Origin of the sequence: Actinoplanes sp. URMC 104, from assembly GCF_051386375.1 — a bacterium.
Classification (GTDB): domain Bacteria; phylum Actinomycetota; class Actinomycetes; order Mycobacteriales; family Micromonosporaceae; genus Actinoplanes.
Map to the genome: position 1 here is coordinate 2,550,898 of NZ_JBPQTO010000011.1, position 12,943 is coordinate 2,563,840.

The 12,943-nt window shown below is 72.7% G+C and carries 13 protein-coding genes; 8 read left to right on the forward strand and 5 right to left on the reverse strand.

What is annotated here, in order from left to right:
• Positions 1-30: 30 nt before the first annotated feature.
• Positions 31-321 carry an ArsR/SmtB family transcription factor gene (locus tag ACSNN8_RS37640; RefSeq protein WP_436654978.1) on the reverse strand — a complete coding sequence of 97 codons (291 nt, stop codon included), beginning with the start codon at positions 319-321 and terminating at the stop codon, positions 31-33.
• A gap of 2 nt (positions 322-323) precedes the next feature.
• Positions 324-857, reverse strand: coding sequence for a dihydrofolate reductase family protein (locus ACSNN8_RS37645; RefSeq protein WP_436654980.1), 534 nt, complete (start codon positions 855-857; stop codon positions 324-326).
• Positions 858-1,057: 200 nt separating this feature from the next.
• Between ACSNN8_RS37645 and ACSNN8_RS37650 the strand changes: the two genes are divergently transcribed.
• From ACSNN8_RS37650 to ACSNN8_RS37660, 3 genes are all read left to right on the forward strand, one after another.
• Positions 1,058-2,299, forward strand: coding sequence for an MFS transporter (locus ACSNN8_RS37650; RefSeq protein WP_436654982.1), 1,242 nt, complete (start codon positions 1,058-1,060; stop codon positions 2,297-2,299).
• A gap of 13 nt (positions 2,300-2,312) precedes the next feature.
• The gene (gene gltX / locus ACSNN8_RS37655; RefSeq protein WP_436654985.1) at positions 2,313-3,719 is read left to right on the forward strand and encodes a glutamate--tRNA ligase; all 1,407 of its coding nucleotides are present in this window, start codon (positions 2,313-2,315) and stop codon (positions 3,717-3,719) included.
• A gap of 343 nt (positions 3,720-4,062) precedes the next feature.
• On the forward strand, positions 4,063-4,689 hold the full coding sequence (locus ACSNN8_RS37660) for a hypothetical protein (RefSeq protein ID WP_436654987.1): 627 nt from the start codon (positions 4,063-4,065) through the stop codon (positions 4,687-4,689).
• Here the strand turns inward: ACSNN8_RS37660 and ACSNN8_RS37665 are convergent.
• From ACSNN8_RS37665 to ACSNN8_RS37675, 3 genes are read right to left on the reverse strand one after another with little or no spacing between them, the layout of a single operon-like run.
• The gene (locus tag ACSNN8_RS37665) at positions 4,686-5,471 is read right to left on the reverse strand and encodes a hypothetical protein (protein ID WP_436654989.1); all 786 of its coding nucleotides are present in this window, start codon (positions 5,469-5,471) and stop codon (positions 4,686-4,688) included. The two genes, ACSNN8_RS37660 and ACSNN8_RS37665, sit on opposite strands and share 4 nt — an antisense overlap.
• Positions 5,468-5,947, reverse strand: coding sequence for a sigma factor-like helix-turn-helix DNA-binding protein (locus ACSNN8_RS37670; protein ID WP_436654991.1), 480 nt, complete (start codon positions 5,945-5,947; stop codon positions 5,468-5,470). Before ACSNN8_RS37670 ends, ACSNN8_RS37665 begins: the two co-directional genes overlap by 4 nt.
• 47 nt (positions 5,948-5,994) lie before the next feature.
• Complete coding sequence (locus ACSNN8_RS37675) at positions 5,995-6,540, reverse strand: TetR/AcrR family transcriptional regulator (protein ID WP_436654993.1); 546 nt, start codon at positions 6,538-6,540, stop codon at positions 5,995-5,997.
• A gap of 1,366 nt (positions 6,541-7,906) precedes the next feature.
• On the opposite strand from ACSNN8_RS37675, the gene ACSNN8_RS37680 reads away from it, so the two are divergent.
• The 5 genes from ACSNN8_RS37680 to fabF all read left to right on the forward strand — a co-directional run bounded on the left by ACSNN8_RS37680 (position 7,907) and on the right by fabF (position 12,928).
• On the forward strand, positions 7,907-9,283 hold the full coding sequence (locus ACSNN8_RS37680; protein ID WP_436655585.1) for a PucR family transcriptional regulator: 1,377 nt from the start codon (positions 7,907-7,909) through the stop codon (positions 9,281-9,283).
• A 154-nt stretch (positions 9,284-9,437) separates the two neighbouring features.
• Entirely contained in the window at positions 9,438-10,382 is a 945-nt protein-coding gene (locus ACSNN8_RS37685; RefSeq protein ID WP_436654995.1) for an ACP S-malonyltransferase, read from the forward strand.
• Positions 10,379-11,329 carry a beta-ketoacyl-ACP synthase III gene (locus ACSNN8_RS37690; RefSeq protein WP_436654997.1) on the forward strand — a complete coding sequence of 317 codons (951 nt, stop codon included), beginning with the start codon at positions 10,379-10,381 and terminating at the stop codon, positions 11,327-11,329. Before ACSNN8_RS37685 ends, ACSNN8_RS37690 begins: the two co-directional genes overlap by 4 nt.
• Positions 11,330-11,457: 128 nt before the next feature.
• Complete coding sequence (locus ACSNN8_RS37695; RefSeq protein WP_436654999.1) at positions 11,458-11,700, forward strand: acyl carrier protein; 243 nt, start codon at positions 11,458-11,460, stop codon at positions 11,698-11,700.
• Between the two features lies 1 nt (position 11,701).
• Positions 11,702-12,928, forward strand: a complete 1,227-nt coding sequence (gene fabF / locus ACSNN8_RS37700; protein WP_436655001.1) for a beta-ketoacyl-ACP synthase II — start codon at positions 11,702-11,704, stop codon at positions 12,926-12,928.
• The last annotated feature ends 15 nt before the right edge of the window (positions 12,929-12,943 follow it).

Consider the following 12,943-nt stretch of genomic DNA (forward strand, 5'->3'; position numbering starts at 1 on the left):
CCGGATCCCTCAGGGGGTCCGGCGCTGCCGCTATGAGCCCTCCCAGAAGAACCGGTAGCGGCTCAGGAACTCGGTGGCCGCGCGCAGCGGCCCGGCCTCGAGCCGGCACGGCCGCCACTGCGCCCGGCGCTCGCGCGAGACGAGCCCGGCGCGCTCCAGCACCTTGAGGTGCTTGGAGACGGCCGGGAGGGTCATCGCGAACGGCTCGGCGATCTCGTTGACGGTGGCCGGCCCCTCGGCCAGCCGGGCCAGGATGGCCCGGCGCGTCGGGTCGGCGAGCGCGGAGAAGACGACGCTCAGCTCGTCGCTGTCCGCGGGCAAGGTCAGGCCGGGAGGTACGTCACGACGTCGACGCCGGTCTTCGTCTGCCACGTGCCGGCCAGGGTCAGCGCGATCCTGGTGCCCTCGTCCCAGAGCCTGCGGCCCTCGCCGACCACGACCGGATAGACCATGATGCGGTACTCGTCGATCAGGTTGTGCCGGGTCAGGTGGTTGACCAGGCTCGCGCTGCCGTTGATGAGCAGGCTCGCGGGGCCCGCCTTGAGCTCGCGCACCGCGTCGGCCACCTCGCCCCGCAAGAAGGTCGCGTTCCACTCCGGCTCGGTGAGCGTGGTGGTGGCGACGTGCTTGGGCATCGCGTTCATCTTCACGCCGAAGTCGCCGGTCGCGGCCTCCATCTTCGGCCAGGCCGCCTTGAAGCCCTCGTACGTCTTGCGGCCGAGCAGCAGCGCGTCGGCCTCGCGGAGGTTCTGGTCCTGCCAGCTGCCCAGTTCGTCGTTGAAGTAGGGGCCGCTCCACGCGGGCTCCTCGAAGACGCCGTCGAGCGTCACGTACTCCACTGCCACGATCCTGCCCACGCCGCACGCTCCTCGTTTTACCGGTCGGCTAATTAGCCGATCGGTAAATTATCGTTACGCTGAGCACCGGTCAAGCAACAGAGGGTCTGGACCGGGCGTCCCCGTCTTCCGTAAGCTGCCGAGTTGGGTGGCCCCGAGGCTTCCCAGGCCTGTCCGTCGTCCTCTAATCTCCGAGGAAATTTCACCTTCGAGGAGGCCGGATGGCCGTCGCTTCCGGAGTTCCGGTCCTGGCCGCGCCCGTCGAGCCGGTCCGCCGCTCCTGGATCGGACTGCTGTTCGCGGCGAACCTGGGCCTCTGGATGGCGTACTTCACGCCGATCCAGGTGCTGCTGCCCGAGCAGGTCGCCGAGATCGCCCCGCAGCACAAGGAGCTCTGGCTCGGCGTCGTGACGGGCATCGGCGCGATCGTCGCCATCGTCGTCAATCCGCTGGCCGGGGCGCTGTCCGACCGCACCCGGCTCCAGATGTTCGGGCGCCCGTACGGCCGGCGGCACGTGTGGACGCTGGGCGGGTGCGTGCTCGCGGTGCTCTCGATCGCCGTGCTCGCCGAAGCGCCCAACCTGCTGACCGTGACGCTGGCCTGGTGCTTCGTCACCGTCGGCATCAACACGATGCTCGCCTCGCTGACCGCGGCGGTGCCCGACCGGGTGCCGGTGTCGCAGCGCGGCCTGGTCTCCGGCTGGATCGGCATGCCGCAGGCGCTCGGGCTGGTGATGGGCGCCATCCTGGTCACGGCGGTGTTCACCGACATCGGGCCGGGCTACCTCGCGCTGGGCCTCGGGCTGGTCGTGCTGGTCACCCCGTTCGCGCTGCTCACCCAGGACGACCCGCTCCCGCCGGGCCGCCGGGTGCGGATCCGCTGGAAGACCGATCTGCGCGGGCACCCCGACTTCCTCTGGGCGTGGGGCACCCGCTTCCTGGTGCAGCTGGGCAACGCGCTGGGCACGCTGTACCTGCTCTACTTCCTGTCCGACGCGGTGAAGCTCGACGACCCCGACACCGGCCTGCTCTACATGATCCTGCTCTACACGGTGGGCATGATCGCCACGGCCATGATCGGCGGCTGGCTCTCCGACCGGATCGGCCGCCGCAAGATCTTCGTCATCTGGTCCGGCGTGCTCATCACGATCGCCGCGACGCTGCTGGCGATCTGGCCCACGTGGCCGGTCTCGATGGTCGCGTCGCTGCTGTTCGGCGCCGGCTACGGGGTCTACCTGGCGGTCGACACCGCGCTGATCACCCAGGTGCTGCCGTCGGAGTCCGACCGCGCCAAGGACCTCGGCGTCATCAACATCGCCAGCGCTGCCCCGCAGGCCCTCGGCCCGCTGCTCGCCGCCCCGATCGTGACCCACCTGGGCGGCTACCCGGCGCTGTTCGGGCTCACCGGACTGGTCACCCTCCTGGGCGCCGTGGCGGTGGTGAAAATCCGCTCGGTGGCCTAGGTACCCTGGGCGGGTGACTGTTCGCGTACGCTTCGCCCCTTCCCCGACCGGCATGTTCCACGTCGGCAGCGCCCGCTCGGCCCTGCAGAACTGGATTTACGCCAAGCAGCACGACGGCGTCTTCGTGCTCCGGATCGAGGACACCGACGCCGCCCGGAACCGTCCCGAGTGGACCGAGGGCATCATCTCGGCCCTCGACTGGATCGGCATCGAGCGGGGCTCGTACGAGGGTCCGTACTTCCAGTCGGCGTACGCGCAGGACCACATCGCCGCCGCCACCCGGCTCTACGGCGAGGGCAAGGCGTACTACTGCGACTGCAAGCGCGAGGACGTGATCGCCCGCACCGGCAACCAGCACACCGGCTACGACGGCTTCTGCCGCGACCGGGCGCTCGGGCCGGGCGAAGGCCGCGCGCTGCGCTTCCGCACGCCCGACGAGGGCGAGACCGTGGTGGAGGACCTGGTCCGCGGCAAGCCGACCTTCGAGAACAAGCTGCTCGAGGACTTCGTCATCGCCCGCAGCGACGGCTCGCCGCTGTTCCTGCTGGCCAACGTCGTCGACGACATGACCATGGGCATCACCCACGTGATCCGGGCCGAGGAGCACCTGCCCAACACGCCCAAGCAGCAGCTGCTGTGGGAGGCGCTGGGCCACACCCCGCCGGTGTGGGGGCACGTGCCGGTCATCGTCAACGAGAAGCGGCAGAAGCTGTCCAAGCGCCGCGACAAGGTGGCGCTGGAGGGCTACCGCGACGAGGGCTACCTGGCCGCGGCGATGAAGAACTACCTGATGCTGCTGGGCTGGGCGCCCAGCGGCGACCGCGAGATCGTGCCGTGGCAGGTCGTCGAGGACGAGTACCGCCTCGAGGAGGTCAACCACGCGCCGGCGTTCTTCGACGTCAAGAAGCTGCGGGCGTTCAACGGCGACTACATCCGCGCGCTGTCGGTCGAGGAGTTCATCCAGCTCTGCACGCCGTGGCTGAGCGGCACCGACACGATCCCGGCCCCGCCGTGGGACTCGTCGGCGTTCGACGTCGACGTGTTCACCGCCGTCGCGCCGCTCGCGCAGACCCGCATCGCGGTGCTGAGCGAGATCGTGGAGTACGTCGACTTCTTCTTCCTCGACGAGCCCGCCTACGACGAGGCGGCCTGGGCCAAGGCCATGAAGGAGGGCGCCGCGGACATCCTCGACGCCACCGCCGCCGCGTTCGAGGCGCTCGGCGAGTGGGCGGCCGAGCCGCTCAAGGCCGCGCTCGAGCAGGTGGGCCTGGCCCGCGAGCTCAAGCTCGGCAAGACCCAGGCTCCCGTACGGGTGGCCGTCACCGGCCGCTCGGTGGGCCTGCCGCTGTTCGAGTCGATCGAGGTGCTCGGTCGCGAGCGCACGCTGAGCCGGCTGCGCGCCGCGCGGGCGCGCCTCTGACCCGTTGGTCCCTCTTTATCACATTCGGGGCCCGGTCGGCCATACGTCCGCCGTCGTAACGGTGGCGAAATCCGCTGAGCGGGTGACCGGGCCCCCACCAGGTTGCGCGCGGTAGGTACTATTCGGCCGCTGATCAACGGCCGAAGTCGTCGCGCGTCATCCTGGCGGATGGCACCAATTCGTCCCGGCTCGAGATGCGCCCGGGCGTCAGTTCGGGAAGGCTGAAGACCTCGGTCGTGCCACCGCGGTGCGATCAACGGTGCGCGAAGCCATGTCCACCACGGGGCGGGGAGGCCGGACGATGGTTCGAGGGGCGATCACACGCTTGGTTGCGGCGGCCGGGGTGCTCGCGGTCACTGCCGCGGTGGCGGTCGGGCTCGCGCCCGGCGCCGCGCAGGCCGCGCCGGCACCCAAGCCGGCGACCAAGCCCACCGTCATCCAGATCACCGGCAAGGGCATCGACGACAAGCTCGTCATCAAGCAGACCGACAGCTCGCGGCTGTTCTCGACGCTGCTCAGCGAGGTCAACTGGATGGCCTCGGCCCGCTCGCAGACCTCCGCGCTCAAGGCCGACAAGCTGGGCGTCAAATACACCGTGACCGTGCTGGCGAACAAGTCGGCGCTGCAGAGCTACGAGCTGTTCCCGATGGCGGCGGGCGGCCCGCGGGCGCACCGCACCGCCAAGCAGCCGAACGGCCGCAAGGTGACCGAGGGCTGGTTCTACGGCCGGCTGACGATGCCCGAGACGCTGCGGGTCAGCGGCGTGCCGCTCAAGGCCAAGCCGGACGTGGTGGGCGGCGGCATCGGCGGTGGCATCGGCGAGAACATCGAGCTCGAGGCCGAGGCGTCGCCCGGCGTCGACCAGGTCATGGGCCAGATGCGCCAGCTGTTCCTGCTCAACGGCGCGGTCCTCATGGTCATCCTGGTCGGGCTGGCCGGCATCGCGTTCGTGATCCGCCGCCGCGTCTAGTCCTCCACCGGCGTACGGAAGCTCGGGCACTTCTTGCGGCAGTCCTCGTCGCCGCGGAAGGCGTCGAACACGCGCTCGTCGGTGGCGACCTGCTCCACCTGCGCGCCGGTAAGGGCCGGCTTACCGCGCTCGGCTCCGGCGTCGCGCTGCCCCGCGGCCATGACGGCCACCGTGCGGCCGTCGTCGAGGCGCCTGGCGATGGTCTGCCGTACCTGCCGGTCCGGGTCCTCCACGTCGTCGTAGCGGACCCATTCCAGACCGGCGGAGCGGTCCGGCCGGGCACACGCCTCCGCGTCCGCCCGCACGGGGAAACACCAGTCCTCGCGTACGTCGAAGGCCCCCACCCGGATCGTGCCGCGTGACCGTCCCTGCTCGTCGGCGACCGCGTACTCCCGCCAGCCGTTGCCCCGCTCCGCTCCGCCGGGGGCCACCCGCAGCTCGCGACCCTCGAGCAGCGGCGCGACCACCTCGAGCACCGCGTCCGCAGCCGTCGGCGCCGGCTTGGCAGCGGCGCTGGGCAGCGTCGCGGGCGCGGACGGGGCCGGGCCGGTCGCGGCGGGCAGCGACGTCATGGTCGTCGGGCGCGGCGCGAGCAGGTTCGAGGTCAGCACGTACCCGAGCACGACGATCACGGCCGCGGTCGCGGCGCCCGCGGCCAGCACGGCCTGGGTGCGGCGGCGGCGCAGCTTGGCGGCCCGCCGGAAGACCGCGTCGACCTCGTCGCCCAGCGGCGGCTCGCCGTCGATGACCTGCTCGAGCAGCCGGCTCAGGGGGGCGCTCATCCGGCCAGCGCTGCCGCGGAGTCGCTGAGCAGCTTGCCGAGGGCGGCGAGCCCCGCCCGCTCGTACGCGGACACCCGCTCGTCGTCCAGGTCGAGCATCGCCCCGGTGGCGCCCACGTCGAAGCCGTCCCAGAAGCGCAGCACCAGCACCGCCCGGCAGCGCGGCGCCAGCTTGTGCAGGGCGTCCAGCAGCAGGATCGCCTCGGCGTCCACGCCCGCGGCCCCCGGCGACGCCACGAAGACGTGCTCGCGGCGGCGGTTGCGGCGGCGGCAGGCCTCCATCAGGTGGGCGTACGCGTACACGTCCGGGTCGGCGACCGCGCCGCGCCGGCTGTCCGCCACCACCCGCGCCAGGGTCGCCCGGGTCAGGTCGGTGGCCATCTGCCAGTCACCGCACATGAGGAACGCCGAGCGGCGCAGCTGGGGCAGGCGACTGGTCACGAACTCGCGCAGGGCCGTGTCGTTCTCGCCGGACATAGGCCCTTTATAGGGTGCGAACCGGCCGCTCCGATGCGGAACGCCGATCACGCGACCCGAACGGCGACCTCCACGAGGCGGACGAGGTCCGCCAGGTCCGCCTCGAACTCCGCCTCCGGTTCCGCCGCGGCCGGCAGCCCGCCGGTGACCTCGCCGGTCGCGTGGCCCAGCAGGAACGCCAGGATCATGCGCGCCAGCCGCGCGACGCTCTCGTCCGGCACCCCCGCGTCGTGCAGCACCCCCCGCAGCGCCGCGGTGAGCCACGAGGCCGACGCCCCCGACGCGGCGCGGGTCAGCAACAGCGGAAACGCCCCCGGATGGCGCGCGGCGAGCCCCCGTACGGCCCGGCCCAGCGCCCGCAGCCGGTGCCGCCAGTCCTCCGGGCCGCCCTCCGGCACGTCGCCACCCAGCTCCAGCGTGAGCAGGTCGACGAGCCCGTCCAGCAGAGCGTCCTTGCCACCGACGTACGGGTAGAGCGCCATCGACGTGAGCCCGACCCGCTCGGCCACCGCCCGCATCGACATGGCGGCGAGGCCGCGCTCGTCGACCAGCGCCAGGGCCTGGTCCAGGATCAGCCGTCTTCTGTCGTCCACCGGTCAACCGTTCCGGTCCGCCCCGCCTGCGGGCCGGGACGCGCCGGACGCTTTCGGGCGGCTCACCCGACCGAGTGAGCCGGCGGCCTCCGTTCGGCGCCGCCCGGGGCGGCCGCCTTTTCCACCGCGTCGCTGCTTCGCCGGCGGCTGGTCAACGGAGTCTGTCGGCTATGGCGGACTGTCAGTGGCTGGCCGGCCGGCCGAGCGGCCGGTCGAGCGACCTGTCAGTCGCGCCCCGTCCGGGGGGCCGGCCGGTCGAGCGCGGGCCCGTCAGTCGCGCCCCGTCGGGGCGGCCGGTCGAGCGCGGGCCCGTCAGTCGCGCCCCGTCGGGGCGGCCGGTCGAGCGCGGGCCCGTCAGTCGCGCCCCGTCGGGGCGGCCGGTCGAGCGCGGGCCCGTCAGTCGCGCCCCGTCGGGGCGGCCGGTCGAGCGCGGGCCCGTCAGTCGCGCCCCGTCAGTGGCGGCCGGTCAGTCGCCGCCTGTCGATTGCGGCCGGTCAGCACCAGCGGCCCGGTGGACGGCCGCGGCCCGCGGCCCGTCGGCGCGGACGCACCGCACCGTGCAGGTGGGCCCCGGCCCAGCCTCGCAATTCGGTCCGGCAGCCCACCCGGCTGGGGCCCGGCTCGGGCTCCTCCTGGTCGACCGGCGGAGCCAGAAGCTCCTCCGCTGCCGGCACGGCGATCACCGGAAGGGCCAGTGGTCCTCCCGGCAGCGCCTCGGCCGTCTGCGCGGTTTCTTCCCGTTCCGTCATCTCGCCTCCCCTCACCCTGTCGCGCTCCCTTGATCGGCAGGTCAGGCCGCGCTTTTACCCCCGGCGGGCGCCCGTCTGCCGACGCTAGGACGACACCCTGCCAGGTCACCGACCGAAATCGCGGCAGGGGCGCACCGCTACACCGGATTAACAACCCAAATTGTGACAAAGCACGCGATCATGAGCGCGTGTCCCAACGCGGCGATGCCCCGGCGCTTGTCCACAACAGCCGCTCGTCCACAGGCCATCCCCCAGCGAGCCGCCTTTCGCGTCACAATGACCAGCGGGGGCTCCCCCAGGGAGGGCGGGGTGTGTTCTGACCTGTGAAGACTCGATCTTGCGGGCGGGACGGACCGGGTCTCGGTGGCCTCGGGGCGGGCCGCACGCAGGGCCGGACCGCAGCGGGCGCGACCGGGCTGACGGCAGTCGGGCGCGCAGCGGGCGACCCGCCGCCGCGGGCGCGCAAGAGCGAACCGCAGCGGGCAACTGGGCTGGCGCCGGCCGGGCGCGCAGCCGGCGAACCGCAGCGGGCGCAACCGGGCTGACGGCAGCCGGCACGCAGCGGCCGAACCGCAGCCCGCGCGCAGAAGGTGACCGCAGCCGGCGCGCAGAAGATGATCGCAGCCGGCGCGCAAAGGAAAGCGCAGCCGCGCACAGAGGGGCGAACCGCAGCCGCGCACAGAGGGACGACCCACAGCCGGACGCGCAGAGGGCGAACCGCGGCGACCCCCACCGCCCGTCGAGGCCACCACAAGGCGGATCAGGTCCCCCACCGTGAGGCATGGCACCCTGGGGGCGTGTCAGAGAGCGCGCCCCCCAAAGGCACCGCGAAGCCGCCCCCCGCGGCGACGTTGCGGCGGATCGAGCGGCACGCGGGAGCGCTGGCCAGCTCGGCGGTGGTGCGCATGGACGAGACGCTGCCGTGGTTCCGCGCGCTTCCGGCGGATCAGCGCTCGCAGGTCATGCTGGTGGCGCAGGCGGGCGTGCGGTCGCTGGTCGAGTGGCTGCGCTCGGGCGGGGTGGTGGCGCCGGCCACGCAGGAGATCTCGGACGACGTGTTCGCCGCCGCGCCGCGGGCGCTGGCCCGGTCGATCACGCTGACGCAGACCGTACAGCTGATCAAGGTGACCATCGACGTGGCGGAGACGGAGGTGGCTGCGCTCGCGGCGCCGGGTGAGGAGGAGCCGCTGCTGCAGGCCATCCTCAAGTTCTCGCGCGAGATCGCGTTCTCGGCGGCCCGGGTCTACGCGCGCGCGGCGGAGTCGCGGGGAGCGTGGGACGCGCGGCTGCAGGCGCTGCTGGTGGACGCGCTGCTGCGCGGCGACTCGTCGGACGTGCTGGCGAGCCGGGCGGCGGCGCTGGGATGGGCGGACGCGCCGCCGGTGGCCGTGGTGGTGGGCCGTACGCCGGGGGGTGACATCACCGCGGTGCTGCACGGGGTCTACCGGGCGGCGCGGCGGGCCCGGATCGAGGTGATCGGCGGGGTGCACGGCGACCGGCTGGTGGTGGTGATGGGCGGCGCGAGCGATCCGGTCGCCACGGCGGAAGCGCTGGCGGGCAGCTTCGGCGAGGGGCCGATCGTGGTGGGTCCGGCCGTGCCGTCGCTCGACCAGGCCACCGAGTCGGCGCGGGCGGCCCTGGCGGGCTTCCGCGCGGCGCCGGCATGGCCGGGCGCGCCCAACCCGGTGGCCGCCGACGCGCTGCTGCCCGAGCGGGCCCTGGCCGGTGATCTGGAGGCGCGGCGGACGCTGCGCCATGACGCGTACGGGGCCCTGGCACGCGCCGGCAGCGGACTGCTCGAGACGCTGGACGCGTTCTTCGCCGCGGGCGGGGTGCTCGAGAGCGCGGCGCGTGAGCTCTACGTGCACCCGAACACGATTCGCTACCGCCTCAAGCGGGTATCCGAGGTCACCGGGCTGTCCCCCCTCGACGGCCGTGACGCATTCGCACTACGGATCGCGCTGACCCTCGGACGGCTCGATCCTGCGACGTAACTCACCCGGCGCGGTGGCGTGGTCGCAGGCCCTCAAAACAGGACGAAGACGTACGGTCCTCACCCCCGTTTGTAGGATTCCTACAACAGCCGTCGTAGGGTTTGGTGTCCGCCGTCAACCCCGCAACCGCGACCGATCCGGAAGAGTCGAGGACGTGCTCGCCGTACTCTCCCCCGGCCAGGGCTCGCAGAAGCCCGGCTTCCTGACCCCCTGGCTCGACCTCCCCGGCGCCGAGACCCGGCTGCGCTGGTGGTCGGCGCTCGCCGGAGTCGACCTGGTGCACCTCGGCACCCGTGCGGATGCCGAGGAGATCAAGGACACCGCCCGCACGCAGCCGCTGCTGGTGGCCGCGTCGCTGCTGGCCGCGGCCGAGCTGCCGCTGGAGCACGTCGACGTGGTGGCCGGTCACAGCGTCGGCGAGCTGGGCGCCTCCGCCATCGCGGGCGTGCTGCCCGCCGAGGCCGCGATCGCGCTGGCCGGTCTGCGCGGCCGCGAGATGGCCGCCGCCTGCGCCCTCGAGCCCACCGGGATGAGCGCGGTCCTGGGCGGCGACCCCGAGGAGGTGCTCGCGGCGATCGACAAGCACGGGCTGCACCCGGCCAACCGCAACGGCGCCGGTCAGGTGGTGGCCGCCGGCTCGCTCGACGGGCTGGCCGCGCTCGCCGCCGAGCCGCCCGCCAAGGCCCGCGTGATCGCGCTGCAGGTGGCCGGCGCCTTCCACACGCCGTACATGGCGCCCGCCGAGACGGCGCTCGGCGCGGTCGCCGGCGGGGTGAGCGCGTCCGACCCGGCCCGCACGCTGCTGTCCGACCTGGACGGCACGGCGGTGGCGAGCGGCCGCGAGATGGTCGAGCGGCTGGTCCGGCAGGTCACCGCGCCGGTCCGGTGGGACCTGGTGATGCGCACGCTGGCCGGCTCCGGCGTCACCGGCGTGCTCGAGCTTCCGCCCGCCGGCACGCTCGCCGGCCTGGTCAAGCGCGAGCTCAAGGGCGACGGCGCCCCCGAGATCGTCACCCTCAACACGCCGGACGACCTCGCGGCCGCCCGAGACCTGATCGCCCGGCACGGCGGGCACCCGACCGAAGGAGCAGCACGATGACCGCGGGTTCCCGCATTCTGGCGATGGGGCACTACCAGCCCTCGCGCATCGTCACCAACGACGACCTCGCGGCGACGATCGACACGAACGACGAGTGGATCAAGAGCCGGGTCGGCATCGCGGAGCGGCGGGTCGCCGACAGCGAGTCGGTCGCCGACATGTCCACCTACGCCGCCGAGAAGGCGCTGGCCGCCTCGGGCCTGACCGCCGCCGACATCGATCTGGTCACGGTCGCCACCTGCTCGTCGATCGACCGCTGCCCCAACGTGGCGACCCGCGTCGCGGCCCGGCTGGGCATCACCGCGCCGGCGGCGTACGACGTGAACACCGCGTGCTCCGGCTTCTCGTACGCCCTGGCGACCGCCGACCACGCGATCCGGGCCGGCGCCTCGCGCAACGCCCTGGTGATCGGCGCCGAGAAGCTGTCCGACGTCACCGACTGGACCGACCGGACGACCGCCGTGCTGTTCGGCGACGGCGCGGGCGCGGCGATCGTGACCGGGGTGGCCGACGGCGAGCAGCCCGGCATCGGCCCGGTGCTGTGGGGCTCGGCCCCCGACAAGGGCGACGCGCTGCGCATCGAGGGCTGGCAGCCCTACATCGAGCAGGACGGCCAGACGGTGTTCCGCTGGGCCACCACCGCGCTCGCCCCGTTCGCGCTCGAGACCTGCGAGAAGGCCGGTGTGAAGCCGTCCGAGCTGGCCGCCTTCGTGCCGCACCAGGCCAACACCCGCATCATCGACGGCATCGTCAAGCGCCTGGGCCTCGGCTCGGACGTGGTCGTCGCCAAGGACATCGTGCACTCCGGCAACACCTCCGCGGCGAGCGTGCCGCTGGCCCTGTCCAAGCTGGTCGAGCGCCGCGAGGTGCCCTCGGGCGCCCCGGTCCTGCTCTTCGGCTTCGGCGGCGGCCTCACCTACGCCGGCCAGGTCATTCGCTGCCCGTAAGCGTTGATCAACCGGAGCAATGAAGCTTGTTCAGGACGGTGGCGAGCAATGCGTTGACCTTCGGCAATGGCAACTCGAGGTCGGTCCTGAACAAGCTTCATCCCCACCATTGAAAGGAAACACCTGTCATGGCTACTCGCGAAGAGATCACCTCTGGGCTCGCCGAGATCCTCGAGGAGGTCGCCGGGGTGAACCCCGAGGACGTCGCCGAGGAGAAGTCCTTCACCGACGACCTGGACGTCGACTCGCTGTCCATGGTCGAGGTCGTGGTGGCCGCCGAGGAGAAGTTCGGCGTCAAGATCCCCGACAACGAGGTGCAGAACCTCAAGACCGTCGGCGACGCCGTGAGCTACATCGAGGCGAACCACTGACATGAGCAATGTCGACGTCGTCGTCACCGGGCTCGGCGCGACCACCCCGTTGGGCGGGGACGTCGCGTCCACCTGGGACGCCATGCTCAACGGCCGCTCGGGGGTGGGTCGCCTCACCCACGAGTGGGCCGAGCAGCTCACGGTCAAGATCGGTGCCCAGCTCAAGGTCGACCCGTCCGAGGTCATCGAGCGGGTGCGGATGCGCCGGCTGGACCGCTCCGAGGCGATCGCGCTGATCGCCGCGAAGCAGGCCTGGGCCGACGCCGGCCTCGAGGAGGCCGGGCTCGACAAGGAGCGCCTCGCGGTCAGCTTCGGCAGCGGAATAGGGGGTGCGACCACCCTGCTCGACCAGGACGACATCCTGGAGGCATCCGGGCAGCGCAAGGTCAGCCCGCACACCGTGCCGATGCTCATGCCCAACGGCCCTGCCGCCTGGGTCGGCATCGACCTCGGCGCGCAGGCCGGCGTGCACGCCATGGCCAGCGCCTGCGCGACCGGCGCGGAGGCCATGTCGCTCGGCCTCGACATCATCCGTTCCGGCCGGGCCGACGTGGTCGTGGCCGGCGGGACCGAGGCCGTGATCCACCCCCTGCCGTACGCCGGTTTCGCGAACATGCGGGCCATGTCGACCCGCAACGACGAACCCGAGAAGGCCTCCCGCCCGTGGGACAAGGGCCGCGACGGGTTCGTGTTCGGCGAGGGCTCGGGCGCGCTGGTGCTCGAGCGCGAGGACCACGCCCGTGCCCGCGGCGCGCGGATCTACGCGCGGCTGGCCGGCGCCGGCATCACGTCGGACGGCTACGACATCGTCCAGCCCGACCCGGAGTGCAAGGGCGGCGCCCGCGCGATGTCCCGGGCGCTGCGCGACGCCGGGCTCACCGGCGCCGACATCGCCCACGTCAACGCGCACGCCACCTCGACCCCGGCCGGCGACATGGGCGAGATCGTCGGCATCAAGGCCGCGGTCGGCACCCACCCGGTGCTCACCTCGACCAAGTCGATGTCCGGTCACCTGCTGGGTGCGGCGGGGGCGCTGGAGTCGATCGCGACCATCCTGGCCATCCGGGACAGCGTGGTTCCCCCCACGATCAACCTGGACGACCCGGACGACAAGCTGGACCTCGACGTGGCGGCGCACAAGGCCCGCCCGCTCGACATCCCGGCCGCCATGAACAACTCGTTCGGTTTCGGCGGCCACAACGTGGCGCTGGTCTTCACCCGCGTCTGACGTTCGCAGCAGAGA